This is a genomic window from Streptomyces beigongshangae (assembly GCF_019710745.1).
Classification (GTDB): Bacteria; Actinomycetota; Actinomycetes; order Streptomycetales; family Streptomycetaceae; genus Streptomyces; species Streptomyces beigongshangae.
Map to the genome: position 1 here is coordinate 56323 of NZ_JAHKJW010000036.1, position 26995 is coordinate 83317.

At 73.2% G+C, this 26995-nt stretch carries 27 protein-coding genes; 14 read left to right on the top strand and 13 right to left on the bottom strand.

The genetic code is table 11. The annotated features are described in order from the left end of the window. Positions 1–227: 227 nt before the first annotated feature. A complete protein-coding gene (locus tag KM933_RS25695; protein WP_221356201.1) occupies positions 228–395 on the bottom strand; it encodes a hypothetical protein in 168 nt (55 codons plus the stop codon). On the opposite strand from KM933_RS25695, the gene KM933_RS40695 reads away from it, so the two are divergent. Both KM933_RS40695 and KM933_RS25705 read left to right on the top strand, forming a co-directional pair. After that, positions 346–762 (top strand): tetratricopeptide repeat protein, encoded by a 417-nt coding sequence (locus tag KM933_RS40695; RefSeq protein WP_221356144.1) that lies wholly within the window; start codon positions 346–348, stop codon positions 760–762. The genes KM933_RS25695 and KM933_RS40695 overlap by 50 nt on opposite strands. Before the next feature lie 111 nt (positions 763–873). Further along, positions 874–1890, top strand: coding sequence for an SGNH/GDSL hydrolase family protein (locus KM933_RS25705; RefSeq protein ID WP_221356146.1), 1017 nt, complete (start codon positions 874–876; stop codon positions 1888–1890). Between the two features lie 63 nt (positions 1891–1953). Here KM933_RS25705 and KM933_RS25710 read toward each other — a convergent pair whose 3' ends face one another. Further along, positions 1954–2436 (bottom strand): VOC family protein, encoded by a 483-nt coding sequence (locus KM933_RS25710; RefSeq protein ID WP_221356148.1) that lies wholly within the window; start codon positions 2434–2436, stop codon positions 1954–1956. A gap of 101 nt (positions 2437–2537) precedes the next feature. On the opposite strand from KM933_RS25710, the gene KM933_RS25715 reads away from it, so the two are divergent. The 3 genes from KM933_RS25715 (at position 2538) to KM933_RS25725 (ending at position 5946) form a co-directional block, all read left to right on the top strand. After that, positions 2538–3737: an epoxide hydrolase family protein gene (locus KM933_RS25715; RefSeq protein WP_221356150.1), complete on the top strand. Its 1200-nt coding sequence runs from the start codon at positions 2538–2540 to the stop codon at positions 3735–3737. Positions 3738–3925: 188 nt separating this feature from the next. Beyond that, positions 3926–5218 carry a streptophobe family protein gene (locus KM933_RS25720; protein ID WP_221356152.1) on the top strand — a complete coding sequence of 431 codons (1293 nt, stop codon included), beginning with the start codon at positions 3926–3928 and terminating at the stop codon, positions 5216–5218. An 80-nt stretch (positions 5219–5298) separates the two neighbouring features. Further along, positions 5299–5946: a class I SAM-dependent DNA methyltransferase gene (locus KM933_RS25725; protein ID WP_221356154.1), complete on the top strand. Its 648-nt coding sequence runs from the start codon at positions 5299–5301 to the stop codon at positions 5944–5946. A 56-nt stretch (positions 5947–6002) separates the two neighbouring features. Here KM933_RS25725 and KM933_RS25730 read toward each other — a convergent pair whose 3' ends face one another. Together KM933_RS25730 and KM933_RS25735 are read right to left on the bottom strand one after the other, a co-directional pair. Then, complete coding sequence (locus KM933_RS25730; RefSeq protein ID WP_221356156.1) at positions 6003–8342, bottom strand: ABC transporter ATP-binding protein/permease; 2340 nt, start codon at positions 8340–8342, stop codon at positions 6003–6005. Between the two features lie 92 nt (positions 8343–8434). Beyond that, on the bottom strand, positions 8435–8845 hold the full coding sequence (locus tag KM933_RS25735; protein ID WP_221356158.1) for a hypothetical protein: 411 nt from the start codon (positions 8843–8845) through the stop codon (positions 8435–8437). 450 nt (positions 8846–9295) lie between these two features. Between KM933_RS25735 and KM933_RS25740 the strand changes: the two genes are divergently transcribed. After that, on the top strand, positions 9296–10270 hold the full coding sequence (locus KM933_RS25740; RefSeq protein WP_221356160.1) for a GPI inositol-deacylase: 975 nt from the start codon (positions 9296–9298) through the stop codon (positions 10268–10270). Positions 10271–10433: 163 nt separating this feature from the next. On the opposite strand, the gene mgrA is transcribed toward KM933_RS25740, so the two are convergent. Beyond that, the gene (gene mgrA / locus KM933_RS25745; protein ID WP_260334149.1) at positions 10434–11435 is read right to left on the bottom strand and encodes an L-glyceraldehyde 3-phosphate reductase; all 1002 of its coding nucleotides are present in this window, start codon (positions 11433–11435) and stop codon (positions 10434–10436) included. A 112-nt stretch (positions 11436–11547) separates the two neighbouring features. Between mgrA and KM933_RS25750 the strand changes: the two genes are divergently transcribed. Beyond that, on the top strand, positions 11548–12459 hold the full coding sequence (locus KM933_RS25750; protein ID WP_221356164.1) for a LysR family transcriptional regulator: 912 nt from the start codon (positions 11548–11550) through the stop codon (positions 12457–12459). Between the two features lie 44 nt (positions 12460–12503). Here the strand turns inward: KM933_RS25750 and KM933_RS25755 are convergent, their stop codons facing one another. Beyond that, positions 12504–13568 carry an adenosine deaminase gene (locus KM933_RS25755; RefSeq protein ID WP_221356166.1) on the bottom strand — a complete coding sequence of 355 codons (1065 nt, stop codon included), beginning with the start codon at positions 13566–13568 and terminating at the stop codon, positions 12504–12506. Positions 13569–13656: 88 nt separating this feature from the next. Beyond that, positions 13657–14091 (bottom strand): VOC family protein, encoded by a 435-nt coding sequence (locus KM933_RS25760; protein ID WP_221356168.1) that lies wholly within the window; start codon positions 14089–14091, stop codon positions 13657–13659. A gap of 238 nt (positions 14092–14329) precedes the next feature. Between KM933_RS25760 and KM933_RS25765 the strand changes: the two genes are divergently transcribed. Further along, positions 14330–15040: a dienelactone hydrolase family protein gene (locus KM933_RS25765; RefSeq protein WP_221356170.1), complete on the top strand. Its 711-nt coding sequence runs from the start codon at positions 14330–14332 to the stop codon at positions 15038–15040. A gap of 56 nt (positions 15041–15096) precedes the next feature. Here KM933_RS25765 and KM933_RS25770 read toward each other — a convergent pair whose 3' ends face one another. Next, the gene (locus tag KM933_RS25770) at positions 15097–16476 is read right to left on the bottom strand and encodes a PI-PLC domain-containing protein (RefSeq protein WP_221356172.1); all 1380 of its coding nucleotides are present in this window, start codon (positions 16474–16476) and stop codon (positions 15097–15099) included. 277 nt (positions 16477–16753) lie between these two features. Here KM933_RS25770 and KM933_RS25775 point away from each other — a divergent pair, with 277 nt between their 5' ends. After that, positions 16754–17245, top strand: a complete 492-nt coding sequence (locus tag KM933_RS25775) for a DUF5709 domain-containing protein (protein WP_221356174.1) — start codon at positions 16754–16756, stop codon at positions 17243–17245. A gap of 211 nt (positions 17246–17456) precedes the next feature. On the opposite strand, the gene KM933_RS25780 is transcribed toward KM933_RS25775, so the two are convergent. Further along, entirely contained in the window at positions 17457–17849 is a 393-nt protein-coding gene (locus KM933_RS25780; RefSeq protein ID WP_221356176.1) for a DUF3662 domain-containing protein, read from the bottom strand. A gap of 426 nt (positions 17850–18275) precedes the next feature. Here KM933_RS25780 and KM933_RS25785 point away from each other — a divergent pair, with 426 nt between their 5' ends. The 3 genes from KM933_RS25785 to KM933_RS25795 all read left to right on the top strand — a co-directional run bounded on the left by KM933_RS25785 (position 18276) and on the right by KM933_RS25795 (position 20543). Then, complete coding sequence (locus KM933_RS25785) at positions 18276–18440, top strand: hypothetical protein (RefSeq protein ID WP_221356178.1); 165 nt, start codon at positions 18276–18278, stop codon at positions 18438–18440. A 4-nt stretch (positions 18441–18444) separates the two neighbouring features. Next, the gene (locus KM933_RS25790) at positions 18445–18732 is read left to right on the top strand and encodes a DUF4190 domain-containing protein (protein ID WP_221356180.1); all 288 of its coding nucleotides are present in this window, start codon (positions 18445–18447) and stop codon (positions 18730–18732) included. Positions 18733–18884: 152 nt separating this feature from the next. Further along, positions 18885–20543 (top strand): catalase, encoded by a 1659-nt coding sequence (locus KM933_RS25795; RefSeq protein ID WP_221356182.1) that lies wholly within the window; start codon positions 18885–18887, stop codon positions 20541–20543. Positions 20544–20673: 130 nt separating this feature from the next. Here the strand turns inward: KM933_RS25795 and KM933_RS25800 are convergent, their stop codons facing one another. The 3 genes from KM933_RS25800 to KM933_RS25810 all read right to left on the bottom strand — a co-directional run bounded on the left by KM933_RS25800 (position 20674) and on the right by KM933_RS25810 (position 22881). Then, on the bottom strand, positions 20674–21561 hold the full coding sequence (locus KM933_RS25800; protein ID WP_221356183.1) for a glycoside hydrolase family 19 protein: 888 nt from the start codon (positions 21559–21561) through the stop codon (positions 20674–20676). A gap of 284 nt (positions 21562–21845) precedes the next feature. Further along, on the bottom strand, positions 21846–22541 hold the full coding sequence (locus tag KM933_RS25805; protein WP_221356185.1) for a DNA polymerase beta superfamily protein: 696 nt from the start codon (positions 22539–22541) through the stop codon (positions 21846–21848). A 172-nt stretch (positions 22542–22713) separates the two neighbouring features. Beyond that, positions 22714–22881 (bottom strand): hypothetical protein, encoded by a 168-nt coding sequence (locus KM933_RS25810; RefSeq protein WP_221356187.1) that lies wholly within the window; start codon positions 22879–22881, stop codon positions 22714–22716. Between the two features lie 208 nt (positions 22882–23089). Here KM933_RS25810 and KM933_RS25815 point away from each other — a divergent pair, with 208 nt between their 5' ends. Then, positions 23090–24634, top strand: coding sequence for an SDR family oxidoreductase (locus KM933_RS25815; protein ID WP_221356189.1), 1545 nt, complete (start codon positions 23090–23092; stop codon positions 24632–24634). Between the two features lie 77 nt (positions 24635–24711). Further along, entirely contained in the window at positions 24712–26085 is a 1374-nt protein-coding gene (locus KM933_RS25820; protein WP_221356191.1) for a cryptochrome/photolyase family protein, read from the top strand. Positions 26086–26146: 61 nt separating this feature from the next. Here KM933_RS25820 and KM933_RS25825 read toward each other — a convergent pair. Beyond that, a partial coding sequence (locus KM933_RS25825) for a cobalamin B12-binding domain-containing protein (RefSeq protein WP_221356193.1) occupies positions 26147–26995 on the bottom strand: 849 nt, incomplete at its 5' end.

A 26995-nucleotide genomic window follows, 5' to 3' on the forward strand; every position in this document is an offset into this window, starting at 1 on the left:
GCACCCGGCGGTCCGGCTCGGATCCGACCCGAGCGGTTCCGTCACTCCGGATCGGGAGGGTGGCCATGGCGGAGGACGCGGCGGACGGCAGGCAGGGAAGAACCACGCCCGGCCCTGGCCTGTGAACTGCTTCGAGCCGCCCTGCCCGAGGATCCGTTCCCGGCGGTCGCCGACTGGCCCCGCTGGACGGAGCTGGTCCCGCACACCGAGGCCCTGGCCGCCTTCGTTCACCCGGCCGACGGCGTGGAGGGGACGCCCTGCGGCTGCTCGGCAGGGCGGCCCGGGACCGGGCCGCGTCCCCGGGCGGTGAGCACGCCGGCACCCTCGCCTCCCGCCATCGTCCCGGTGAGGCACTGCGCGCGCTCCACCGCCTCCAGGAGGCGTCCGACCTCCACACCTCGACGCTCCGGGCGCGGCTGCGGACCAACGGCCCGGCACACCGGCTCGCCCTGCGGACGCGGGAGGTACTGGCCATCACCTGCAAGGCCATGGGACGGGTCGGCGACGCGATCGTCCAGCACGAGAACATCCTGCGCGACCGCACCGCCGCGCCAACACCGTGACACGCTGCGGTCCCAGTCCGATCTGGCCGACTCGTACCTCGCGGCGGGCAGGAGGTCCGAGGCCATCGCCCTGCACCGGAGGACGCTCGCCCGGCGGGAGCGGGCTCTCGGACCCGACGAGCCGGACACCCGCCGGTCACGCAGCTGTCTGGAGGCCGCTCTGGAACAGCAGCGGGCGTCTTCCACCGGAAGTGACTGAGGACTGCGGAGGTCCGTACGGAGGAGACCGGTACGGGCGGTGGCCTTCCCCCCGGCGGTCCGCTGTGCTTGTCTGGGGACCGTTTTCGGTGGCCGGGGCGGGAGTTGCCGCATGAGCAAGCCGTGGATCGTCGGAATGCTGGCGGGGCTGATGCTGCTCGCCGCGTGCGGTGACCCCTCGTCGGAGCCCGGGTCCGCGTCCGCGCCCCCGTCGTCCGGGGCCGGTCCGACCGCGCAGCAGCGCGCGGCCGGCACACCCGGAGCGGGTACGGGAGCCGGTGCCGCGACCGGTTCCACACCGGGGTCCGGGTCCGCATCCGGGGCCAGGGCCGGTGCCGGTGCGGGAACGGCCCCGGCCGGGGACCGTCCCCGCCCCACCGTCCTCTACCTGGGTGACTCCCTGGCCACGGAGAACCAGAAGGTCCTCGGCGGACTCCTGCGGGACGAGGTGAGGGCGCGCTACACCAGTGCCCCGTACTCCGGCACCACGCTGTGCGACTACCTGGAGGGCACGGCCGAGACCTCGCTCGTCCCGCCGGCGGACAAGGCGGCCGCGCTGGTGCGCCGGCTGCGGCCGGACTTCGTCGTCCTGCAGTTCTGGGGCAACGCGTGGGGTTACACGCCCTGCATGGACGGCGTCACGTACGGCAGGGCACGGGACGCGTACCTGGCGCGGTACACCGCCGACGCCCGGCGCCTGAGCGACCAGATCGCGGGCGCCGTGGGCGGGACGAGGATCGTCTGGGTGCTCCAGGGGCCGGACCCGGTCACCCCCGACCGGGTCCGGCGGGTCAACACGGTCTACGAGCGGCAGGCGCGGGTGTCCGGCGATCTGCTCGCGGACGCCGGAAGGGCCGTGAGCCCGGCCACGGCCCGCTACGCCTGGACGCAGTACCTGCCGTGCACCGCTTACGAGCGTGCGCACCGGCCGTACTGCACCCGGCCGGGCAGCGGCCGGACGGCCCTGCACCGCGACGACGACCCCCTGCACTTCTGCCTGGCCCCCACCACCTCGAAGCCCAGGCCCTGCCCCGTCCGCTCCCCCGGCATCCTGCGCGTCACGCGGGTGATCACCGACACGATCGCCGATGCGGTCGCCGACGCCTCCGGTGCGGCCGACCGGTCATGAGCGGCGTGCGGGGCGTACACGGCGCTCGACCGGACGCGGGACCGCCCTGTCCCGGCCCGCGCCTCACTCCCCGGCGTACGCCTTCTCCAGGGCGGCGATGTCGATCTTGTGCATCTTCAGCATCGCGGCCGTCGCGCGGTTCGCCTTCTCCTGGTCCGGGTCGCTGATCATCTCGATGAGCCGGGCCGGGACGACCTGCCAGGAGACGCCGAACCTGTCCTTCACCCAGCCGCAGGGGCCCTGTTCGCCGCCGCCGTCGGTCAGCGCCTTCGAGTAGAAGTCCACCTCGGCCTGGTCGGCGCAGTCGATCTGGAAGGAGATGGCCTCGTTGAAGGTGAACTCCGGACCGCCGTTCAGGGCGACGAACTTCTGGCCGTTGGCCACGAAGTCGACGGTGATGACGGAACCTGCGGGTCCGGGCCCGGCCTCCGTGTACCGGCTGACCCTGCCGAGTTCGGAGTTCTTGAAGAGCGAGACGTAGAAGTCCGCGGCCTCCTCCGCCCGGCCGTCGAACCAGAGACATGTGGTGAATCCGGCGGTGCTCATGGGTACCTCCTGGAGAGCGGGAACACTGTCATCTGTGTCGACCGCTCCGGGGCGCAGAACTCATCGGTGGCACGGCGTCCGTGGAACTAGCATGGCCCGCCATGACTGCTCCGCACGGTGACCGTGTCCAGCCCTTCCGCATCGACGTCCCCCAGACCGACCTCGACGACCTGCACGCGCGCCTGGACCGCACGCGCTGGCCGGACGAACTGCCGGACGTGGGCTGGGCCCGCGGGGTTCCGCGCGGCTATCTGCGGGAACTCGCGGAGTACTGGCGGCACTCCTACGACTGGTGTGCGGCGGAGGCCCGGCTCAACGAATGGCCGCAGTTCACCACGGTCGTCGACGGGGCCCGCCTGCACTTCGCGCACATCCGCTCGCCGGAACCGGACGCCACACCGCTGCTCGTCACGCACGGCTGGCCCGGCTCGATCGCCGAGTTCCTGGATGTGGTGGGGCCGTTGGCCGACCCGCGGGCCCACGGCGGCGATCCCGCCGACGCCTTCCACGTGGTGGTGCCCAGCATCCCGGGGTTCGGCCTGTCGGGACCCACGCGGGACACCGGCTGGGAGTTCCGCCGCGTCGCCGCCGCGTTCGCCGTGCTGATGGACCGGCTCGGCCACCGGCGGTTCGGCGTGCAGGGCGGCGACTGGGGCGCGGCGATCTCCCGCGAGCTGGGCCGCACCCATCCCGACCGGGTGATAGGCGTCCATCTGAACCTGCTGCCGGGCGCCCACGCCACCACCGAGCCGACTCCGGAGGAGCTGGCGGGACTGAGCCCCCGGGAGCGCGAGCGCACCCTCGCCTCCTGGCGGCGCCACCAGGAGTGGACCCGCGAACGCCAGGGGTACGCCGACCTCCAGTCGACCCGCCCGCAGACGCTCGCCTACGCGCTCACGGACTCCCCCGTCGGCCAGCTGGCCTGGATCACGGAGAAGTTCAAGGAGTGGACGGACTCGGACGAGCGCCCCGAGGACGCGGTCGACCGGGACCTGCTGCTCACCAACGTGATGCTGTACTGGCTGACGGGCACGGCCGGTTCGTCCGCGCGGATCTACTACGAGCGCGCGCACGCGGGCGACGGGGGCATGCGGCCGCAGCCGTCGACCGCACCGACCGCGCTCGCCGTCTTCCCCCGGGACAACTTCATCCCGCTGCGGCACCTCGCGGACCGCACGGACACCATCGTGCGGTGGACGGAGTTCGACCGGGGCGGGCACTTCGCGGCGATGGAGGAGCCGGACCTGCTCGTCGGCGACATCCGGGCGTTCTTCCGCAGGCTGCGGGCCCTGGGGGGATGAGGGGAGGTCGGGGCGCCGTGCCGGAGGTGTCGCCCCGGTGCCGACCGGACCACTCGCCGCTGCCCGGGTCGTGGAGCACGAAGACCGCGACGGCCCGGTACCGCCCGCGGGCCGACGCGGTGCCCGCGGGCCGACGCGGACGGCCCTCCCGACAGGCGCGCCGGGGAGTGCCTGCTTAGCGTGACGGGGTGAGCCTCCGGACAGCCCCTGATCAGGCAGTGGCCCGGCACGGCTGGGTCCAGGCCCTCGCCACGGTCCTCGCCGCGCTGATCTCCATGCTCGTGGTCGCCGCGCTCGGGCTGTGGGCCGCGGGCGCCGCCGACCTGCCCGGCGGCGCCTTCCCCCGGGTCGTCGCCGCGACGCTGGTGGTGGCGGTCGGCGGTTCCGTGGAGTTCGCGGGCGACGCCGGAGCGCTCGCCGGGACCCGCGCGACCCTGACGGCGGTCCCCCTCTCGGTGACACTGACCGGGTCCCTGCTCGTCGCCCTCGGCTTCCTGCGGCCGCTGCGCCACCGGGCCGTCGCGGACGCGCCCGAGCTGGCTGGCTGGGCGGGCCGGATCGCTCTCGTGTGGCTGCTCGTCCTCACGGTCCTCGCCCTGTCGGCCCGCCGGACGTTCGCGGTCCCCCCGGGCGAGGGCGCGCTCTCCGACCTCGGCGACCTGTTCGGCGTCCCGGCGCCGCGGGTCGGCTTCGAGACCGAGGTGGCGGTGACGCTGGCCTTCGGCCTGCTGTGGCTGGCCGGTGTCCTCGTCCTCGCCCTGCTCGTCTCGCCGGGGGCCCCGCTCCCGCCGCGCCTGCTGCGCTTCCAGGAGCCGGTGCGGCCGGTCGCGTACGCCATGGTCGTACTGCTGCTCGCGTACGTCGCCCTGGGGCTGGTCGTCGCCCTGGTGGTGGCGGCGACCCGGGGCCACGGGGCGCGGACGCTCGCCGTGGTCCTCCTGGGCCTGCCGAACCTCGTCTGGCCCGTGTTCACCATCGGTCTGGGTGCCACCTGGGAAGGCCGGGTCGAGGGTCCGTTCGGGCTGCCGATGCCCCAGGTGCTGGACCGTGTGCTGCGTACGCCCGACGTCTCGGTCCTGGATCTGGGGACGCTCGCCGAGCAGGACGGCAGGGTGTGGTGGCTCGTGGTCATCGGCGCGGTGCTCCTGCTGGCCGTCGCGTTCCTGGCGGCCGCGCGTTCACCGGCCCGGATGCGGCCCCGGCAGCACGCCCTGCACATGGCGGTCGCGCTCGCGCTGACCGTGCTGACGGTCTGCCTCCTCGGCCGGATCGACGCCCGCTACGGCCTGTCCCTGTTCGGCATCGGGGACCTGGGCGGTGGGCTGTCCGGCGAGCTCTTCCTGCGCCCCGCGCTGTGGAGCGCGCTCGGTCTCGCCCTGGTCTGGGGCCTGGTCACCGGCTTCCTGGGCGCGCTGCTCGCCTCCCGCACGCGCCACCACGGCGAACAGGAGAACCCGGGGGGCCGGGGGCCGGGGCTCTGAGTCCAGGGGTCCGGGGCTCTGAGTCCAGAGGTCCGGGATCCGGGGTCCGGGACCCACGGGTCGTACTACGGTACGCACCCATGACCGAGCCAGACTTCCTGCACACCACCCGTACGGCCTACGACTCCATGGCCGCCCTGTATGCCGAGCTCTTCGCCGACGACCTGGCGGACTTCCCTCTGGACCGGGCGATGCTGGGCGCCTTCGCCGACTTCGTCCGGGCGGAGGGCGGCGGCCCGGTCGCCGACCTGGGCTGCGGCCCCGGCCATGTGACGGCGTTGCTGCACTCGCTCGGCCTGGACGCCTTCGGCGTCGACCTGTCGGCGGAGATGATCGCCATCGCCCGTACGGCCCGTCCGGATCTGCGGTTCGAGGTGGGCTCGATGACCGCGCCGGACATCGAGGACGGCACGCTCGGCGGTGTACTGGCCCGCTACTCGATCATCCACACGCCCCCGGAGCGGCTGCCGCAGGTGTGCGCGGAGTTCCACCGCGTGCTGGCGCCGGGCGGCCACCTGCTGATCTCGTTCCAGGCGCACGAGGACCCGTCGCGACCGGTGGAGTCCTTCGACCACAAGGTGACCCTCGCCCACCGCTGGTCCCCCGACCGTGTGGCGGACCTGCTGACGGGGGCGGGCCTCACGGAGAAGGCCCGCCTGCTGAGGGCCCCGACGGAGTCGGAACGCCCCTTCCCGCACGCCCACCTGCTGTTCGCCAAGTCCCGCTAGGCACATGGGGACCACGCTCCCGGGGCCGAAGCCGGGGGCGTCGCCGCGCCCGCTTCCTACTTCCGCATGACTTCGGGTTCGTGCCGCCTGAGCAGCCGGGCCACCGCGTACCCGAAGACGGTGGAGAGGACGAGGAGCATGCCCGTGTCGAGCAGCCACGTGCCCGGCAGGTGCCGGAACAGCGGGTCGGCCGTCTCCTCGCCGGGGACGATCGCGGCCAGTTCGACGGTGCCGGCCATCGCGCCGAACGCCCACCGCGACGGCACCAGCCACGACAGCTGCTGGAGGCCGGGGACGTCGAGCGGCAGCAGCGCACCGCAGAACACCACCTGGACGATGGCGAGGAGCACCAGCAGCGGCATCGTGACCTCCTCCTTGCGCACCAGCGCGGAGACGAGGAGTCCGAGCATCATGGCGGTGAAGGCGAGCAGTGCGACGGCGGCCGAGATCTCCACGAGGGCCGGCAGGACGACCCCTTCGCCGCCGGGTGCGTTCAGGTCGACGCCGAGCAGCGCCACCAGGGTCAGCACGACGGCCTGGAGCACGGTGACCGTGCCGAGGACGACGACCTTGGACATCAGGTACGCCGATCTGGACAGGCCGACGGCCCGCTCGCGCTGGTAGACGACGCGTTCCTTGACCAGTTCGCGCACGGCGTTCGCCGCGCCCGTCAGGACACCGCCGACGCAGAGGATGAGCAGCGCGTCCATCGCCGACGTCCTCGTCAGCGCGCTGCCCGCCAGGGCGCGCGCCATCGCGCCCATCACGAAGGGCAGGGCGATCATGATGGCGAGGAACGTCCGGTCGGCGCTCAGCGCGGCGGTGTACCGGCGTACGAGCGTGCCCAGTTGCGAACCCCAGCTCTGCGGGGTGGGGGGCCGGGCGGCCGTGCCGGGGGCGGAGCCGTCGCCGGCCCGGGGCAGGCGCGGCTGGGCCGTGGAGTCGACGATGTACCGCTGGTACTGGAACGACGCGCGGTAGTCGCCCGCCCAGTCCCGGTCCTGCTCCCGCTCGAACGCCTCGAACGCCTCCGGCCACTGCTCGTGGCCGAAGTAGGCGAGCGCCTCGTCGGGCGGTCCGTAGTAGGCGGTCCGGCCGCCGGGGGCGAGTACGAGCAGCCGGTCGCAGACGTCGAGGCTGAGCACGCTGTGCGTGACGACCACGACGGTCCGCCCGTCGTCGGCCAGTCCGCGCAGCATGTGCATCACGGAGCGGTCCATCCCGGGGTCCAGGCCGGAGGTCGGTTCGTCGAGGAAGAGCAGAGAGGGCTTGGTGAGCAGTTCGAGGGCCACGCTGACCCGTTTGCGCTGGCCGCCGGAGAGGCTGTGGATGGGCTGCCGCGCGCGCTGTTCGAGGCCCAGTTCGCCGATGACCTCGTCGACGCGGGCCGTGCGCTCGGCCTTCGCGGTGTCCTGCGGGAAGCGCAGCTCGGCGGCGTAGGCGAGGGCGCGCCGCACCGTGAGCTGGACGTGCAGGATGTCGTCCTGCGGGACGAGGCCGATGCGGTGGCGCAGCTCGGCGTAGTCGCGGTAGAGGTCGCGGCCGTCGTACAGGACCGTGCCGCCGTCGGCGGGGCGCTGTCCGGTCAGCGCGTTGAGCAGGGTGGACTTGCCCGCGCCGCTGGGTCCGACGACGGCCAGCAGGCACTTCTCGCCGACGGGGAAGGAGACGCGGTCGAGGAGCGTCCTGCGGCCCCGGTCGACGGCGACCGACAGGTCCTGTACGTCGAGGGAGACCTCGCCGGTGTCGACGTATTCCTGGAGCTGGTCGCCCACCAGGCAGAACGCCGAGTGGCCGATGCCGACGATGTCGCCCCCGTCGATGCGCGCGCGGGTGACGGGCCGGCCGTTGAGGTACGTGCCGTTGTGGCTGCCCAGGTCGGCGATCTCGTACGTCCCGTCGGGCAGCGCCCGCAGCTCCGCGTGGCGCCGGGAGACGCTCAGGTCGTCGACGACGAGGTCGTTGTCGACGCCGCGGCCGATGCGGACGGTGCGGGCGGGCAGCGGCCGTACGGCGGTGGGCTGCCGGAAGGTGCCGGTCGCGGAGGGCACGGAGACGACCGAGGGCCGCCGGGGGACGGGCGGCGGCCGGGTGGCGAGCACGGCGCACGGTCCGTCGGCGGGGTTGCCGAAGCGTATGACGGTGCCGGGTCCGACGTGCCGCTCGCGGACGCGGTGGCCGTCGGCGTACGTGCCGTTCGTGCTGTTCTCGTCCCGGAGCGTCCAGTGGCCGGCGTCCGGCCGCAGGACCGCGTGGCGCCAGGAGACCCGGGCGTCGTCGATGACGATGTCGCACTGGGGGTCCCGGCCGACGTGATAGGCGTGGTCGGGGGTCATCACCGTGGCGCCCGTCGCGGTTTCGAGGACGAGTTCGGGCGCCGCCGACCACTCTGCCATGCCTGAATTCTAGCTATTCGTCCACATGATCGCCCGCCCTGTCCGCGGGGACGGCGGCACCCGGCCGGGCCCGGTGCCGGGGACGCGCCGGCTCAGGCGGCCGGGGCGGACAGGAGGGGCAGGGTGCGCCGCATCCGCAGGGCGTCGACCGACTCCGCGAGCAGTTCGTACTCGGTGGTCTCGTCGCCGGTGGCGAGGCGCAGCAGGTGTCCGGCGGCCAACCGCTCGGCGGCCAGCTCCTGTTGGGCGGCGTCCCCGCACCAGGTGCGCAGCGCGACGGGCACGTCGGGGGAGGTGTCCGCGACGGGCGTCATGGAGTTCGGCGGGAAGTACGGGGCGCCGGGGTCCGGATCGAGCCGCCCGGCGATCCAGGACGCCCGGTCCCGCAGCCACCACATGGCCAGGGCCAGGGTGGGCGCCCGGTACGTGCCGAGCGGTACACCGACCCACGTTCCACCGCAGACCCCGTACGCGGTGACGTGGCACACGAATTCGTCGTGCACGATCGCTCCCCCATCCCCTGTACGTGCTGCCTGCCGGCCTCTCTTCCGCGGCTCGTGCTGCCGTGCACCTGGCGCCGTTCCCCTGTGGATGGATCCAACTTTTGAGTATCGCCACTCCTGACACAGTGTCACCATGCTTTTCCGGCCAGTCTCCTGCGGCCGATCACCTGTGGGGTGGCCGACGGGCGGGGCGGCCCCGGGCATCGTTGCGGTGCCGGGTCGCGAAGGGCTCCGATCCGGTCCCCGACCAGCGCACACGGCCTCGACTCGGCGCCCGTCGCCGGGTCCGGCGCCCTCTCGCTCGACGGGGACGGACGGCTACGGAGCGTGCACGGCTTCCTCGGCCGGGTGCCCGCCGCGGCTTGACCGGGGCCCCGTACGGCAGGACTCTCACCGCAGACCGCTCCGCGACGGGAAAGTCCGGAGTGGCGACCTCGGGGGGAGGCACCCATGGAACTCGCCGCCGACGCCGTCTCCGTGCTCTACGTCCACGGAGCGGGCAACAAACCGCCGGCCGACGCCCTCAAGCGCGCCTGGGACCAGGACCTGTTCGGGCGTTCCATGGGCGGACGGACACGGATGGTGCACTACGCCGATCTGCTGCACGGGCGGCCGGGGGTGATCACGGCCGACGCGTGCGGTGCCGACGGGGCGCTCGCCGCCCTGGTCTCGGACGCCCTGTCGGGCGGTGTGCCGCCGGGCGGGCCGGTGGCCGGGGAGACCGCCGGCGCGTCCGGCGGCTCCGGAGCGGCCCCGGAGACCGGGGCCGGTGAGCCGTTCGGTGCGATGACGGCCGAGCAGCAGGCCTTCGCCCTGTCGCTGACCATCAGCATGGCCGCCCGGGCCGCGTCACCCGGCGCGCCCACCGCGCCGGCCGTCGCCGGGTCCGGGGCGGGGGCCTCGGCGGTCGCCACCGAGCTGCTGCCCCTGCCGGGGCCACTGCGGCGCTTCCTGCTGCGGCAGCTCCTCGAACGGTTCGTCCCGGACGCCAACCGCTACTTCTTCACCGCTGCCAGGGAGACCGTCCGGAACCGGATGCGTACCGCCCTCGACGCCGTGGACGGGCCCGTGGTGGTGATCGGCCACAGTCTCGGCACGGTGATCGCCTACGACGTGCTCAGCGAGCGGCGGTTCGCGGGGAGGTCGGTGCCGCTGTTCGTCACGCTCGGCTCGCCCCTGGGCTACACCGAGATCCAGGACGTCGTCGTCAGGCCGCTGCGGATCCCGCCGCCCGTGAGGCTGTGGATGAACTTCGCCGACCGCTTCGACCTGGTCACACTGGACACCACGCTCGCCGGCGACTTCAGGGCGGCGGCCAGGATGATCGCCGACATCCCGGTCGACAACCGCTCGCCGAACAACCACGCCTCGTGCGGCTATCTGCGCGCCGGACGGGTGCGCAGCGCGGTGACCGCGGCGGTGTGAGCCCGACCGACCCCACCACCCGCACCGACCCGCCGGCCCGGCACCGGCGAACCGGTCCGCCGCGGACCGCACCGCCCGGGAGCCCGTACGCCGCCCGCCGCACGGGCCCCGAGGGCCCGTGCGGCGGGCGGCGTGGAGCGTGGGGTGTGGCCGGGGGCGGGGGCTACGCGGTCGGGCGGCGTACGATCTCGTCGATGCGGGTCAGCTCCTCCTGCGAGAACTCCAGGTTGTCCTTGGCCGCCACGCTGTCCTCCAGCTGCCGCGGGCTGCTCGCGCCGATCAGCGCGGAGGTGACCCGGCCGCCGCGCAGCACCCAGGCCAGCGCCAGCTGCGCCAGGGACTGCCCGCGGGACGCGGCGATGTCGTTCAGGGCGCGCAGGTCGGCGACGAGGTCCTCGGTCACCTTGTCCGCGCTGAGGAAGGGGCTGTCGCCCGCGGCCCGCGAGCCCTCCGGGATCCCGTCCAGGTAGCGGCCGGTGAGCAGGCCCTGCTCCAGCGGCGAGTAGGCGATCGACCCGACCTCCAGCTCGTCGAGCGCGTCCAGGAGTCCCTCCTCCTCGGGGCGCCGGTCGAGCATCGAGTAGCGCGGCTGGTGGATGAGCAGCGGCGTGCCCAGCTCGCCCAGGATCCGCGCGGCCTCGCGGGTCTGCTCGGGCGAGTAGTTCGAGACGCCGACGTACAGCGCCTTGCCCTGCTGGACGGCCGAGTGCAGGGCGCCCATCGTCTCCTCCAGGGGAGTCTCCGGGTCCGGGCGGTGCGAGTAGAAGATGTCGACGTGGTCGAGACCCATGCGGCCCAGGCTCTGGTCGAGCGAGGACAGCAGGTACTTGCGGGAGCCCCATTCACCGTACGGGCCCGGCCACATCAGGTAGCCGGCCTTGGTGGAGACGACCAGCTCGTCGCGGTACGGCGCGAAGTCCGCCTTCAGCGCCTCCCCGAAGGCCGACTCGGCGGCGCCGGGCGGGGGCCCGTAGTTGTTGGCCAGGTCGAAGTGCGTGACCCCCAGGTCGAACGCGCGCCGCAGGATCGCCCGCTGGGTCTCCACCGGCCGGTCGGGGCCGAAGTTGTGCCACAGGCCCAGGGAGAAGGCGGGCAGCTTCAGGCCGCTGCGTCCGGTGCGCCGGTAGGGCATGTCCGCGTAGCGGTCGGTGTGTGCGGTGTACAACACGTTCTCCAGAGGGGTCGGTACGGAGTGGACCGGTGTCCACTCTCGCCTGCCCGCGGACAGCGGTCCAACAGGAGAATCGGATGGGATTCAGCGGATACGCTTCTCAATCATGGAATTGCGCCACCTCCAGCACTTCGTCGCGGTCGCCGAGGACCAGCACTTCACCCGGGCGGCCGAACGCCTGCGGGTGTCCCAGTCCGGCCTGTCCGCCTCCATCCGCGCGCTGGAACGCGAACTGCGGGCCCCGCTGTTCGTCCGCACCACCCGCCGGGTCACGCTCACCGAGGCCGGGCGGGCCCTGCTGACCGAGGCGGAGCGGATCCTGGCGCAGGTCCGCGCGGCGCACGACGCGGTGGCCGCCGTGCAGGGCGTGCTGCGCGGCACGCTGTCGCTGGGCACCGAGCAGTGCATAGCCGGCGTGCACGTGGCCCCCTTGCTGGCGGGGTTCCGCAGGCGGCATCCGGACGTGGAGATCCGGCTGCGGCAGGCCGGCTCAGGCGCGCTCGCCGAGGACGTCGCGGCGGGCCGCCTGGACCTGGCGTTCGCGGTGACGACCCGCGCGGACACGGAGCAACTGCGCTGCCTGCCGCTGACCCGGGAGCCGATGACCGTCCTGTGCCATCCCTCGCACCGCCTCGCGGGCGGCGGGCCGGTCACCCCGTACGAGCTGGCCGGGGAGGCCTTCGTGGACTTCCACCCCGACTGGGGGCCGCGCCGCACCACGGACGCGGCCTTCGCGGCGGCGGACGTGCACCGCACGGTCACCCTGGAGGTCAACGACGTGCACAGCCTCCTCGACCTCGTCGAGGAGGGCCTCGGCATCGCCGTCGTACCGCACCACTTCGCGCAGAAGCGGCCGGCCCTGCCCGCGCTCCCGCTCAAGGCCGACACCGAGACGCCGTACGAGACCGTCGCGATGCTCCCGCCGGCGGCGGCGACCAGCCCGGCGGCCAGGGCCTTCATGTCCCTGCTGGAGGCAGCGGAGCTGGCGCCCGCGCCGGACGGTGTCCTGCCGGTCTGACCGGCCCCGGCCCGGCCGGTCCGGCGCGGTGCGGTCCGGCGCGGTCAGAGCGCGTAGCCCGGCAGGACCACGTCCCGGATGAGGGCGTTGCGCTCGTCGAAGGGGATGAACGCGCTCTTGAGGGCGTTGACCGTGACCGTGCGCAGGTCGTCGAGGGTCCAGCCCGCCTCCTCGACGAGCAGGGACATCTCGCGCGTCATGGTCGTGCCCGAGACCAGCCGGTTGTCGGTGTTGAGGGTGACGCGGAAGCCCAGCTCGCGCAGCCGGGTGATCGGGTGCCCGGAGATCGACGCGGCCGCGCCCGTCTGGAGGTTGGAGGTCGGGCACATCTCCAGCGCGATCCGGCGGTCGCGCACCCACTCGGCGACCCGGCCGAGCTTGCCGTCCACGATGTCGTCGGTGATCCGCACACCGTGGCCGATGCGCTGGGCGCCGCACACCTGGAGGGCCTGGTGGATGCTGGGCAGACCGTACGCCTCGCCGGCGTGGACGGTGAACGGGACGTTCTCGGCGCGCAGGTGCGCGAAGGCGTCGAGGTGGCCGGCGGGCGGGAAGCCGTCCTCGGCGCCGGCTATGTCGAACCCCACGACACCCGCGTCCCGGTACGCCACGGCCAGGTCCGCGATCTCGCGGGTGCGGTCGAACATGCGCATCCCGCACAGCAGCGTGCCGACCCGCACGGGCGTACCGGCGGCGGCCGCCTTCGCCGCACCGGCGGCCAGGCCCTCCTGCACGGTCTCGACGACCTCCGGCAGCGTGAGCCCGCCGTTCAGCATCAGCTCCGGGGCGTAGCGGACCTCGCCGTAGACGACACCGTCCGCGGCGAGGTCGAGGACGTACTCCTCGGCGGTCCGCAGCAGGCCCTCACGGGTCTGCATGACGGCCAGGGTGTGCTCGAAGGTGGCGATGTAGCGGACCAGGTCACCGGAGTCGGCAGCCGCGCGGTACCAGGCGGCGAGTTCGTCCGGGTCGGTGGCGGGCAGGGCGTGGCCGATCCCGTCGGCGAGTTCGACCAGCGTCGCGGGGCGCAGCCCGCCGTCGAGGTGGTCGTGCAGGACGGCCTTGGGGAGCCGGCGCAGGGTGTCGGGGTCGAGCGGGGACGCGGTCATGCGGTTCTTCCTCGGCGGATCGTCGGGGCTGTCGGTCGGTGTGCGGGCCGGGTCACCCGGCCTGCCGGTGCGGGGCGGGGAGGGCCGGTCACCCGGCGGACCCGTCCGGGGCGGCGGGCTGCAGCAGGTCCCACCTGTTCCCGTACAGGTCCTGGAAGACGGCGACCGAGCCGTACGCCTCGTGCCGCGGCTCCTCCAGGAAGGTCACGCCGGCCGCGGTCATCCGGGCGTGGTCGCGGGCGAAGTCGTCGGTGTACAGGAAGAAGCCGACCCGGCCGCCGGTCTGGTCGCCGACCCGGCCGCGCTGCGCCTCGTCCTTGGCGCGGGCCAGCAGGAGCCCGGTACCGCCTCCCCCGGGGCCCGCGCCGGGGTCCGCGCCGGTGCCGGGCTCCATGACGACCCAGCGGGACCCGTCGGGCCGCGGGGTGTCCTCGGCGAGCCGGAACCCCAGCGCCCCGGTGTAGAAGCGGATCGCCTCGTCGTAGTCGTCGACGACGAGGGTGACCAGGGCGACGCGTCTCATCGGGGGCCTTTCGGAAGCGGGCGGACCGGCCACGGCAGGAGCAGGGCAGGGCAGGAACAGGGGCAGGGCAGGGGCAGGGGCAGGGGCAGGGGTGGCGACAATCGCAGCGGTACGGGTTATACGTAACACGCGAGGATACGCCATCGGCGGGGACGGTCCGTCCGTGCGGGCCACCCGCCCGCACGGGCCCTGCCTCCGGCATGCTGGAGGCGAGATCGAACGACAGGAGTGACCCACCATGTCCGAGACGCCCAGGGCGACCGGGGCACCCGCCCGCCAGAACGTCACCTTCCCGAGCGGCGGCACCACCGCGCACGGTTACCTGGCACTGCCGCCGTCCGGGCGCGGGCCCGGTGTCATCGTGATCCAGGAGTGGTGGGGGCTGACCGACCACATCGCGGACGTCACCGAGCGCCTGGCCGCGGAGGGCTTCGTGGCGCTGGCCCCGGACCTGTACGGCGGCAACGTCGCCCACGACGGCTCGGAGGCGCTGCGCATGATGCAGGACCTGCCCGTGCCGCGCGGGGTCGAGCTGCTGTCCGGCGCCGTCGACCACCTGCTGGGGATGCCGGAGGTCACGTCCGGGGCCGTCGGCTCGGTGGGCTTCTGCATGGGCGGCGGCTTCGTCCTGTACCAGGCGGCCACCGACCCGCGGGTCCGCGCCGCCGTCCCCTTCTACGGCGTCGTCCAGGGCGAGGCCCCCGACTTCTCCGGCCTGGAGGCCGAGATCCTCGGCCACTACGGCGAGCGGGACGCCGCCATCCCCGTCGACTCCCTGGCCCCGCTCGCCGAGACCATCCGCGAGCAGTCCGGCATCACCCCGGACTTCCGGGTCTACCCGGCCGACCACGCCTTCTTCAACGACGGCCGTCCCGAGGTCCACGACCCCGAGTCGTCGGCCCGGGCCTGGCGGAGCACGGTCGAGTTCCTGCACGCCCGACTGGGCTGACCGCGGCCCCGCCGCCGTGCGCGGCTCCCCCGGCAGGACCGGGGGAGCCGCGCGGGTCAGTACGTGTACGTGTTGAGCGTCGCCACCGCCGCGGCCGGGTTCCCCAGGTCGTAGTGGTCCACGGCGAGGAAGTTGGGCTTCTTGCGGGCCGCGGGCTGGCAGAAGCGCCGGGCCCGGTCGGTGAGCTTGGTGTTGTCGGTGGAGGCGGTCGAGGTGATCGCCGCGTCGCGGAAGTGGTTCATCACGAAGAGCGGCCGGAAGGGCGGCGCGGCAGCGGTGAGGGGGATGTTGGTGCCGGCGTCGTACCAGCGGCTGTAGCAGGACCAGTCGGAGCCGCCGAGGCCCGAGCCCATGGACCAGTAGTTCTCCACGGTCCACTCGCGCTGGTACATGACCCCGAAGCTGTCCCGGGTGAGCCCGGCGGACTGGTCGGCGGACCGGCTGTGGTCGGTGAACAGGAGCAGCCGGTCGTTCGCGGCGATCAGGTCCGCCATCCTCGGCCAGCCGCCGGCACGCACACCGGCCCGGTCCGGACGGTAGAGGACGTCGGACAGGCCGTTCACGCGGGCCAGTTCGTCGCGCAGGACGCCCGGGTCGACGTAGTCCTCCAGGAACACGGTGATGAACTCGTCCGGGTTGCGCCGCAGGAAGTCGACCATGCGCTGGATGTCCACGTTCAGCGCCACCGGCCTGCTGACCAGGGTGCAGCTGTTGTGGCAGAGGATCGCGCCGTCCGGGGTCTGGTGGATGTCCAGCATGAACCCGCGTACGCCGTCGGTGAGCTGCCGCTCGATGCCCCGGCTCTGGTTCGGGACGAGGTTCACGAAGGGCGGTGCGAAACCGCCGTCGACGCCGTTCGCGTAGGCGTTGTGGGAGGTGAGGAAGGTGACCTGGTCCAGGGTGCGCCGGTCCGCGGACGGCATCGGGGAGGTCGGGGAGGTCACCGGCGTCAGGTACCAGGACGCGAGGTCGCCGACCCCGCCCACCGCCAGCTGGGCGGGGTGGTTGGCGCCGGCGGGCTTCGCCCCGAGCGTCAGGTACCGGTCGGCGCCGGGCACCTTGAGCCGGTGACGGTCGGTGCCCTGCGCCGTGATCTCCCACGCGGCGTCGGCGCTCGCGCAGGCCACGGTCCTCGCCTGGCCGCCCGACCGGCCCAGGCAGCTGCCCGCGGTGTCGGTGCTCTCCAGGACGTACGACGGGCCGGTGGCCCGGAGGGTCCACTGCTGGCGGTCCTCGTCGCCCTTGGGGTTGCGCTGGACGACCGCTCCCCCGCTGTCGGCGGCGTTCAGGCCGGTGACAGCGCTCTGCACGTAGAAGACTCCCGGCGCCGGCACCTCCGCGGCCCGGTCGGGAGCGGCCTGGGCCGGCACGGCCAGGGCGGTGGCCAGTGCCGCTCCGGCGGCGGTGAGGGCGAGCAGGGGGCGGTGACTGCGCATGGCGGTCGGGTCCCTTCGGCAGCGCGGCGGCGCCTGGTCGGCGGCCGGAGAAGTGGGGGTCTGCGCGGGACACTCAACCGGCTTGGTATGTACCGGTCAATAGCGCAGGGCGGCCGGGCGCCGTCGCCCCGGTGACACCCGAGCGCCGCCGGTGCGCCCCGTCCGGAGCGCTCCGGGCACCGCTCACCGGACGCTCCGGTGTTTCACGGGCCGGATGCCGGGCACCGCGGTACTCCTACGGGGAGCACGAAACGATCACCGGGCCAGGAGGCTGAGAATGAGCAACGACAGCATGGCGGACGACGCCTACCAGCCCACGGGGACCAACGAGGAGCAGGAGGACGCCTCTCCGCTGGATCTCCAGGACGCCATCGACGAACGCACGTACGACGACATGCTGGACGAGGGGTACTCACCGCCGGAGAAGCCGCTGGGTGTCACCAAGACCGGTGTCACGGCGGCCGAGCAGCACGAGGGCGAGAGCCTCGACGAGCGCCTGAGCCAGGAGGTGCCGGACACGGAGGTCCCGGCCGGCGACGGCATCGGCGACCTGCCCGACGGCGAGGGCGAACCGCTCGACCCGCAGGCGGGTGACGAGCGCGCGGGCCGTCTGGTGGCGCCGGACGAGGGCGCGCACGCGGCCACGACGAGCGAGGCCGTGGCCTACGACATGGGCATCGACGGCGGGGCGGCGGGCGCCGAGGAGGCCGCGGTCCACCTCGTGCCCGAGGAGGAGGAAGTGCCGCCGACGCCGCTGCGGGCCGACTGACGCCCCGGCCCGTTCCGGCAGCGGGCGTCGCCGCACGCTTCGGCACGAGCGTCGACGGGGCGCTCGTCCGCATGCGGGCGGAGGCATTCCGGACCCTTGAGGGCGTTCGCGGAGATCTCCGCGAACGCCCTCAGGCGTCCGCCCCTCGCGCGTGCGGCCGCCGCGGCCCGGCCGTACCCGGCACGGGCCCGCGCGGTCCGCACGCGGCGGGTCAGTGCTGGAACGCGCCGGCCCGTACGTGCTTCATCACATGGCTCGCCACCCGGTACCGGCCGTTGGGCACGTCGCGGGACTTGGTGACGTGCACGGCGAGCGGACCCGCCCATTCGTAGCCCCGGCTCTCGCCGTGGCGCAGGAGGCGGTCGGCGAGGACCAGGTCGATCCGGTCGCCGTTGCGTTCGAGTTCCTCGTGGGCGAACTCGGCCAGCTCGACGTCGTAGGCGTTGGGGACGACGATCCGGCTCTCGCTGCACACCACGATGTTGTCGTCGCACTCCTTGCACAGGGCCTCGACCAGTTCGACCGGTTCCCTGGTGCGGACACGCGCCAGCAGCGACGCCCCGAACCGCTCCATCGCGCGTTCCAGTCCGGTGAGGGCGCTCACGGCCGCGTCCCCTCCCCCTCCTCGGAGCCACCCGGCCGGGGGGCCCGGTCCTCCTGCCGCCCGGGGGTCCGGTCGGTGGCCTCGGTCCTGCGACGGTCGTCCTCGGAGACGGTCATGCGTACAGCTCCTCGCTCGCGCGTTCAGGGCATGGGGTTCCGCTCTTCTGCGGCGGGTTCCCGGACAGCGCGCATCGACGCGTCCCCCTTCGGAGCCGGACGGCTCCGAGCGCGATGACGGGGACGGCAGGGACGGCGGGGACGGCGGGGGTCCGGGGGCGCCGCAGCCGGTCCCCCTGCCGCCGGTCCACGTGTCCACAGGTGTGATGCCGCTCCAGAGGGACACCCGTGTCCGCATGTTCACGCAGCGGCGACCCACCCTGTCGCCCAGGACCCCTTTGCCCGTGTCCCCGAGCGAACGGGAGTAGACATGCTCCTCCTTGCCGTGGCCTTCCTGATCCTGTTCGTCCTGATCGGCGCGGCCGCCTACCTGCCAGGGCCCGTGGCCGCCGCGGCCGCCGTGGCCATCGCCCTGTGGCTGGCCGTGTTCGCGGTCCGCGAGCGACGCAGGCACGACAGCCCCCGAAAGGCGTGACGTCATGCGACTGACGGAGTCCTCGCGGCCGGCGACCGGCCGGCGGCCGACCGGCAGGCGGGACACCGAGGGAATGGCCGTCGCCTCCTTCGTCCTGGGCCTCGTCGGACTGCTGGTCCTGAATTTCGTCCTCGGCCCCATCGCCATCGTCCTGGCCACCATGGCCCTGCGCCGGAACACACCCCGCCGTTCCAGGGCCCTGCTCGGACTGGGGCTCGGGATCGCGGACATCGTGCTGCTCGTCGTCCTCATCGCGGTGAACGGCACCACGTCGTGGGGCGTCTTCGGCTGACGGCCGGCACCGACCGCGGCAGGACGGCACGGCCCGGCGCGGCCCGGCAGGGGGCCGTACAGGCCGTCCTTCCGCACCCAAGAGTCATATGCACTGAAATAGGGGCATACCCTGCTAGAAATCCTCGTACGACCCAGAAGGAGTGAACGATCGTGACCGACGTATCGAGCATGGGCCCCGACCCGGACGACGACCGGAAGGTACTCACCAACCGGCAGGGGCACCCGGTCTACGACAACCAGAACCAGCGCACCGTGGGCGCCCGTGGCCCCGCGACGCTGGAGAACTACCAGTTCCTGGAGAAGATCAGCCACTTCGACCGCGAGCGCATCCCGGAGCGCGTCGTGCACGCCCGCGGCGTGACCGCGTACGGCTACTTCGAGGCGTACGGGGCCTGGGGCGACGAGCCGATCGACCGCTACACCCGTGCCAAGCTCTTCGCCGAGCGCGGCAAGCGCACGGACCTCGCCGTCCGCTTCTCCACGGTGATCGGCGGCCGGGACTCCTCGGAGGCGGCCCGCGACCCGCGCGGTTTCGCGGTGAAGTTCTACACCGAGGACGGCAACTGGGACATGGTCGGCAACAACCTGGGCGTGTTCTTCATCCGGGACGCGATCAAGTTCCCGGACGTGATCCACGCGCTCAAGCCCGACCCGGTCACCTTCGAGCAGCAGCCGCGCCGCATCTTCGACTTCATGTCGCAGACCCCCGAGTCCATGCACATGCTGGTGAACCTCTTCAGCCCGCGCGGCATCCCGTCCGACTACCGCCACATGCAGGGCTTCGGTGTCAACACGTACAAGTGGGTCAACCAGGCGGGCGACACCGTCCTGGTCAAGTACCACTGGATGCCCAAGCAGGGCGTGCGCAGCATGACGGAGGAGGACGCGGCGAACGTCCAGGCCCAGGGTCTCGGCCACGCCACCAAGGACCTCTACGAGGCGGTGGAGCGCGGCGAGTACCCGGAGTGGGAGCTGCTGGTCCAGATGATGGAGGACCACGACCACCCCGAGCTGGACTTCGATCCGCTGGACGACACCAAGACCTGGCCGGAGCAGGAGTTCCCGCCGAAGCCGGTCGGCCGGATGGTGCTCGACCGGATGCCGAAGAACTTCTTCGCCGAGAACGAGCAGATCTCGTTCGGCACCGGTGTCCTGGTGGACGGCCTGGACTTCTCCGACGACAAGATGCTCGTCGGCCGGACCTTCTCCTACAGCGACACGCAGCGCCACCGGGTCGGCCCGAACTACCTCCAGCTCCCGGTCAACCAGGCCAAGAACGCCGAGGTGCGCACCAACCAGCGCGACGGGCAGATGGCCTACCACCAGGACGGCGGCGGCGAGAACCCGATCGTCAACTACGAGCCGTCGATCACCGGCGGCCTGCGGGAGGCCCAGTACCCGACCCACGACGACCAGGGCCCGGAGATCCACGGCAGGCTCACCCGCAAGCGGATCCCCCGCACCAACGACTACATGCAGGCGGGCCAGCGCTACCAGCTGATGGAGGAGTGGGAGCAGGAGGACCTGGTGAAGAACTTCACCGACCTGCTGTCCCAGTGCGACCGGCCGGTGCAGGAGCGGATGGTCTGGCACTTCCTGCTGGTCGAGAACGAGCTCGGCCTGAAGGTCGGCGAGGGCCTGGGCATCTCGCCGAAGGACGTGGCCCATCTGGAGCCGCTGGCCAGCCAGGACCTGACCGAGGAGGACCGCGAGCGCCTCGCCCACCTGGGCGAGAACCCGCCCCGGGACGTCACCGGGCTGACCATGACCCACTGTGTGCCCGACACGCGGCACGAGGTCACGCGCTGAGCGTCCCGGGACCCGCGGCGCACCACCGCGTGACGGACGTACGGCACACGGCTCCGCGGCCGGTTCACCACCGGCCGCGGAGCCGTGTGCGTCGGGCCCCGGACTCCCAGGGCCTCAGGTGCTCAGGTGCTCAGCAGTACAGGTTGTTGCCGGTCGTCGTGCCGAGGATCTGCGTGAACCGCTGGTAGTTGTTCACCCGGCTCTGCACCTGGGCGGGGTTCTTGCCGTCGCACTCCAGCGAACCGTTGATGGAGCGGATCGTCTGGCCGAAACCCGCGCCGTTGACCATCGCGTTGTGGCCGGTCATGGAGCCGGGGCCGGACTGCGTGTTCCAGTACCACAGGCCCGTCTTCCAGGCCACGGCGGCGTCGTTCTGCACCAGCCAGGGGTTGTTCAGCAGGTCGATGCCGAGCGCGTCGCCCGCGGCCTTGTAGTTGAAGTTCCAGCTGAGCTGGATCGGCCCGCGGCCGTAGTACGCGGCCTGGCCGGCCGGGCAGCCGTAGGGCTGGCCCCAGTCGCAGTAGTGCGGGTAGTTGGCGGTGTTCTGCTCCACGATGTGGACCAGGCCGCCGGTCTCGTGGCTGATGTTGGCGAGGAAGGCCGCGGCCTCCTGCTTCTTCACCGTGTCGCTGCCGGTGTTGGCGAAGGCCGGATAGGCGCTCAGCGCCGCCTTCAGCCCGCTGTAGGTGTAGAAGCCGTTCCGGTTCGGGAACATCTGGTTGAACTGGGCCTCGCTGACGACGAACCCGGAGGGGGTGCCGGGTCCGTTGTCACAGGCGTACGGCTCCCAGTACCAGGTGCTGATGGTGGGGTCGTAGCCCGGGTTGTCGTGCTCGGCTATGTATGCCTTGCCGTCGGTGTACCGGACGATGTTCCCGGCCACGTAGGACTTGCCGGCCACCCAGTTCGGGTAGCTCGAACAGGCCGCGGCGGACGCGCCCGAGGCCGGCAGGACGACCGGCGCGGCCGTTCCCAGGACTATCGCGGCCACGAACGCAGAGATACGGCGCCTGGACACAGGGGACCAACTCCTTCGCGGAGCACGGCCGGACCCGCGGGAGGGCAGCGCGGAGCTGACCTTGTACGCACGCGCCGGTGACACCGGCCGCGGCGTACGGGGCGGCCGTGGTGGGGGGTGGGAGGCACACTCCACCACCTTGGTCTGGACCAGTCAAGGGTGTAGACCAGTCAACCCGCCCTCGGACAACGCCGCTTCGGCCCGGTGCCGGCTCGGCGGCTTCGCCGGCACCGGGCCGCGACGGCCGGAACTCCCGATCGGGGCCCGGTGGCCGCGCCGGCCGGTCAGGCCCCCGCCCGTACGCCGTAGTGGTGGGCGCGGACCCTGCGCAGCCATGCCTCGACGGGTGCCTCGTCGGCGTGTTCCGGCAGGACGCTGCGGGTCCCGTCGAAGGCCGCCTCGTAGTGCCTCAGCAGGGGCAGCGCGGCCGCGGGGTCGGCCGCCACCTCCTCGCCGAAGCGGTGGTACGCGTCCGGATCCTCGACACGGACGGTCAGCCGGCCGGTCGCGTACAGCCCGAAGCCCTGGTGACACAGGCGCCGCAGGTGCCGGGCGTGTTTGGCGGCGCGTGCGCGGGTGGCCGCGGAGGAGGTGTCACGGCGGTCGTGGAGCCGCTTGAACTGCTGGGTGGCGTAACCGAGGTAGGCGTCACGGACCCGTTTCGCGCAGAGCAGGGTCGCGCGGATGCCGATCAGTTCGTCGCCGAGCGGGGTGCGGACCTCGTACAGCTCGTCGGGCAGCCACACCAGTTCCGTCACGGTCGGGTTGGCGCCCAGGGCGAGCCGGCACCACTTGGCCGCCTCGTGGAGTGTGCTGTCCGGCCCGGTCGTGACGTGGGACTCCTTCGGGCCGTGCAGCCCGTGGAGGTCCTCGGTGGGGGCGGCGAACATGCCGAGCCGGTCCACGTCCGAGCCCTCGCGGGCCAGACCGTACGCGGTCGATCCGACGATGCCGGACAGCAGGATGTTCCCGGTGGTCACAGCCGCCCCCTCTCCCCGCCGCTCCCGCTGCCCCGTGCACGCCGGACGGCTCACACAAGGTCATCACCCGGAGGGTGGCCGTGTACAGCGATTATCGGGGTGCGGGACGGATCGGCGGGATACGGATGCGGGACGGATCAGCGGGACGGGGACGCGGTCCGGCGCCGTGGGGTCAGTCCTCCTCGCGCGCCGGAACCACCACGAGGAAGGCGTCGGCCTCCAGGTCCATCACCACTGCCGCCGGCTCTCCCTCGGCGCGGCGCCGCGCCGCGTACTCCTCCGCGGGCCACGACCCACGCGGGGCCCCTGCGGGAAACTGCTCCAGCACCTTCGCAGCCATGACGGCCACCTCCCGTGTAGACCAACGACGCTCCAGAAGCCCGTCTGCCCCCGATCGGTCCGTACATGTACGGGTGCCCCGCGCTTCCGTCGCCGCGATCCCGCCCCTGCCGACCCGTCCGACCCATACGGCGCATCCACCGGGGGCCGCCACGGGGAAGGACCATCGAAGGAGCACCGGGGGACGTCGAACAGGAGGCCGGGACATCATGAGCGGTGACGTCATGGACGGCGCCGTCGCCGGAGCCGGGCTGCGCTGCCTGGTGACGGGGGCGACGGGGTACATCGGGGGCCGTCTGGTCCCGGAGCTCCTCGCCGCGGGCCACCGCGTGCGCTGCGTGGCCCGCTCCCCCGGCGCGCTCCGGGACCATCCGTGGGCGGGTGACGTCGAGGTGGTCCGCGGCGACGTCACGGACGCCGGATCGGTCGCCGCGGCGATGCGGGACATCGACGTCGCGTACTACCTGGTGCACGCGCTGGGCACGGGCAAGGGCTTCGAGGAGACCGACCGCAGGGCGGCGCGGATCTTCGGGGAGCGGGCCCGCGCGGCGGGCGTGCGCCGGATCGTCTATCTGGGCGGCCTCGCCCCCGCCGGGGTGCCCGAGCGGGAACTCTCGCCGCACCTGCGGTCCCGGACCGAGGTCGGCCGCGTCCTCCTGGACTCCGGCGTCCCGACGACCGTGCTGCGGGCGGCCGTCATCATCGGTTCGGGTTCGGCCTCCTTCGAGATGCTGCGCTACCTCACCGAGCGGCTGCCGGTGATGGTCACCCCGAGCTGGGTGCACACCCGGATCCAGCCGATCGCGGTGCGGGACGTGCTGCGCACGCTCGTGGGCAGCGCGCGGATGCCGGACGACGTGAGCAGGGCCTTCGACATCGGCGGGCCGGAGATCCTGACGTACCGGCAGATGATGGAGCGGTACGCGGCCGTGGCCGGTCTGCCCCGGCGGCTGATCCTGCCCGTGCCCTTCCTGACCCCGAAGCTCTCCAGCCACTGGGTCGGCCTGGTCACGCCCGTACCGCGGTCCATCGCGCGTCCGCTGACCGAGTCGCTGCGCCACGAGGTCGTCTGCCACGAGCACGACATCGCCCGGTACGTGCCCGACCCGCCGGGCCGGCCGGTCCTCTTCGAGGAGGCGGTACGGCTGGCCCTGCAGCGCGTCCGGGACGCCCAGGTCACCACCCGCTGGTCGTCCGCCTCGCTGCCGGGCGCCCCCAGCGACCCCCTGCCCACGGACCCGGGCTGGGCGGGCGGCAGCCTCTACACGGACCGGCGCGAGCGCACGGTCGACGCCTCTCCCGAGGCGCTGTGGCGGGTGATCGAGGGGATCGGCGGTGAGAACGGCTGGTACTCCTTCCCCCTCGCCTGGGCCGCGCGCGGTCTCCTGGACCGGATGGTGGGCGGCGTGGGTCTGCGCCGGGGGCGCCGTGACGCCGCGCGGCTGCGGGCCGGCGACTCGCTCGACTTCTGGCGTGTCGAGGAGATCGAGCCGGGGCGGCTGCTGCGGCTGCGCGCCGAGATGCGGCTGCCGGGCCTGGCCTGGCTGGAGATGCGGGCCGTCACGGACGGCGACGGCCGCGTCCTGTACTGCCAGCGGGCCCTCTTCCATCCTCGCGGGCTGCTCGGCCACGCCTACTGGTGGAGCGTGTCACCGTTCCACGCGGTCGTGTTCGGCGGCATGGCCCGCAACATCGCCCGCACCGCCGCCAAGGCGGGTCCCGCGGCGAAACCCCCGCGCACGCCCACCGGCTGATGCCACCGGTCGGCGCGCGTCCTCCCTCTTCTCCTGTTCTGCCTCCTGTTCTGCCTCCTGTTCTGCGGAGTCCCGCCATGAACGTCTCGGTCGTCCTGTTCACCTCCGACCTGCGCCTGCACGACCACCCGCCGCTGTGCGCGGCGCTCGACGGCTCGCGCGCGGTGGTGCCGCTCTTCGTGCGCGACCGGGCCGTCGACAGGGCCGGCTTCGCCGTGCCCAACCGGCTGGCGTTCCTCGCCGACTCCCTGCGGGACCTGGACGCGGGACTGCGCGAACGCGGCGGCCGGCTCGTGTACCGCTCGGGCGACCTCGTCGAGGAGGTGTGCAAGGTGGTCGGAGAGGCGGACGCCGACGAGGTGCACATGGCCGGCGACGTCAGCGCCCATGCGCACCGGCGCGAGGAACGGCTGCGGGCCGCCCTGGAGTCCGACGGGCGCCGGCTGCACGTCCACGACGAGGTGGTCACCACCGTGGCACCGGGCGGCATCACGCCGGCCTCCTCGGACCACTTCGCCGTCTTCACCCCGTACTTCCGGCGCTGGGAGCACCATCGGCGGCGCCGGGTGCTCGACGCGCCCCGCACCGTGCGCGTACCGGAGCACATCGGCTCGGAGCGGCTTCTCGCGCGCGGGGAGCTGTCCGGCCTCTCCGAAGGGCTCGCCACGGGCGGCGAGCGGGAGGGCAGGAAGCGGCTCGCCGCCTGGTTCCGGAGCGGAATCGGCGCGTACGAGGAGGGCCACGACGATCTGGCCGGGGACCGCACCTCGCGTTTCTCCCCGCACCTCCACTTCGGCACGCTGTCCCCCGTCGAGCTGGTACACCGGGCGCGGGGGGCGGGCGGGCCGGGCGCGGACGCCTTCGTACGGCAGCTCGCGTGGCGGGACTTCAACTACCAGGTACTGGCCGCGCGGCCCGCCGTCTCCACGGAGGACTACCGCACGCGGAACGACCGGTGGCGCTCGGAGCGCACGGCCGGGCGGGAGATCGAGGACTGGAAGGCCGGGCGGACCGGCTATCCCCTCGTCGACGCGGCCATGCGGCAACTGCTCCACGAGGGGTGGATGCACAACCGGGGCCGCCTGCTGACCGCGAGCTTCCTCGCGAAGACGCTGTACGTCGACTGGCGCGTGGGGGCCCGCCACTTCCTGGACCTGCTGGTCGACGGTGACGTCGCCAACAACCAGCTCAACTGGCAGTGGGTGGCGGGGACGGGCACCGTCTCCCGGCCCAACCGGGTCCTCAATCCGGTCCTCCAGGCCAAGCGGTACGACCCGCAGGGTACGTACGTACGGCGCTGGGTGCCCGAGCTCCGGGGGCTGGAGGGGCCTTCCGTGCACGAACCGTGGAAACTCCCGGAGGCCGAACGGGCCACCTACGACTATCCGCGGCCCGTCGTCGACCTGGCCGAGGGGCTGGCACGCTTCGCCCGCGCACGCAGCCGTGAATGAGGCGGCGGGCGGACGGGCGGCGAGCGGCAGGCGGTGGGCGGGCCCCGGGAGTGGCAGCGCCTCAGACCGCCGGGCCCGGTGCGCCGTCCTCGTGACGGGCCCCGAGGACGGACAGCGCCTCGTGCAGGGACGCCGGCCGCAGCATGCCCTGCACCGGACGGCCCGCCCACCCGGGGCCGCCGAGCACGACCGCCGGCTGCCTGCGCGCGCCCTTCACCCCCCACTGCGTGGCGGCGATGTACCGCGCCAGCGGGAGGCTCGCGGTGGAGCGGGCCTGGGCCCACAGGACGACGGCCGAGGGCCCCAGGCGGCGCACCGCCGCGGTGAGCGCTTCGGCCGGCACCGCGGCGCCGAACATCCGGGTGGACAGCCCCCGTGCCGCCAGTCCGGCGTTGAGCGCCTCCAGTGGCAGGGTGTGTTGTTCACCGGGTGTGCAGGCGAGGACCACGGGTCCCGGCACGGTGTCCGACGTGCCGGCGCCCGCCCGGGAGGCCGGTGTGACCCGGCGGAGCGCGGTGGAGATGTGCCAGGACAGCAGGTGTTCGACCTCGACGTAGCGGTCGCCGGACGAGGCCCACTTGCGCCCGACGGCGTGCAGGGTCGGCATCATCACCTCCTCCCAGGCGACGGTGAGTCCGTACCGTTCGACGGCGGAGGCCAGCCGGCCGTCCAGGGCGGTGGCGTCGAGCCGCACGGCGGCCCTGGCCAGTCCGCGGCACTCCTGGCGCACATCGCCGAGGGGCAGTGCGCCCGGCGCCCGTGAGCGCCGGCCGCTCCCGGGCGCCCGGCCGTCCTCCGCGGGCCCGGGCCCGGACGACCGGTCCTGTGCCACGAACGTCCGGTCCCGCACTGCGGGCGGCCCGTGGCCGGGCGCCGGTGGCCCGTCGTCGGCCGACCGCCCGGAGGTGCC

Coding starts and splice junctions, on each gene's coding strand:
- KM933_RS25705 (WP_221356146.1), top strand. CDS start 874: ATGAGCAAGCCGTGGATCGTCGGAATGCTGGCGGGGCTGATGCTGCTC.
- KM933_RS25710 (WP_221356148.1), bottom strand. CDS start 2,436: ATGAGCACCGCCGGATTCACCACATGTCTCTGGTTCGACGGCCGGGCG.
- KM933_RS25715 (WP_221356150.1), top strand. CDS start 2,538: ATGACTGCTCCGCACGGTGACCGTGTCCAGCCCTTCCGCATCGACGTC.
- KM933_RS25725 (WP_221356154.1), top strand. CDS start 5,299: ATGACCGAGCCAGACTTCCTGCACACCACCCGTACGGCCTACGACTCC.
- KM933_RS25730 (WP_221356156.1), bottom strand. CDS start 8,342: ATGGCAGAGTGGTCGGCGGCGCCCGAACTCGTCCTCGAAACCGCGACG.
- KM933_RS25740 (WP_221356160.1), top strand. CDS start 9,296: ATGGAACTCGCCGCCGACGCCGTCTCCGTGCTCTACGTCCACGGAGCG.
- KM933_RS25750 (WP_221356164.1), top strand. CDS start 11,548: ATGGAATTGCGCCACCTCCAGCACTTCGTCGCGGTCGCCGAGGACCAG.
- KM933_RS25755 (WP_221356166.1), bottom strand. CDS start 13,568: ATGACCGCGTCCCCGCTCGACCCCGACACCCTGCGCCGGCTCCCCAAG.
- KM933_RS25760 (WP_221356168.1), bottom strand. CDS start 14,091: ATGAGACGCGTCGCCCTGGTCACCCTCGTCGTCGACGACTACGACGAG.
- KM933_RS25765 (WP_221356170.1), top strand. CDS start 14,330: ATGTCCGAGACGCCCAGGGCGACCGGGGCACCCGCCCGCCAGAACGTC.
- KM933_RS25770 (WP_221356172.1), bottom strand. CDS start 16,476: ATGCGCAGTCACCGCCCCCTGCTCGCCCTCACCGCCGCCGGAGCGGCA.
- KM933_RS25775 (WP_221356174.1), top strand. CDS start 16,754: ATGAGCAACGACAGCATGGCGGACGACGCCTACCAGCCCACGGGGACC.
- KM933_RS25785 (WP_221356178.1), top strand. CDS start 18,276: ATGCTCCTCCTTGCCGTGGCCTTCCTGATCCTGTTCGTCCTGATCGGC.
- KM933_RS25790 (WP_221356180.1), top strand. CDS start 18,445: ATGCGACTGACGGAGTCCTCGCGGCCGGCGACCGGCCGGCGGCCGACC.
- KM933_RS25810 (WP_221356187.1), bottom strand. CDS start 22,881: ATGGCTGCGAAGGTGCTGGAGCAGTTTCCCGCAGGGGCCCCGCGTGGG.
- KM933_RS25815 (WP_221356189.1), top strand. CDS start 23,090: ATGAGCGGTGACGTCATGGACGGCGCCGTCGCCGGAGCCGGGCTGCGC.
- KM933_RS25820 (WP_221356191.1), top strand. CDS start 24,712: ATGAACGTCTCGGTCGTCCTGTTCACCTCCGACCTGCGCCTGCACGAC.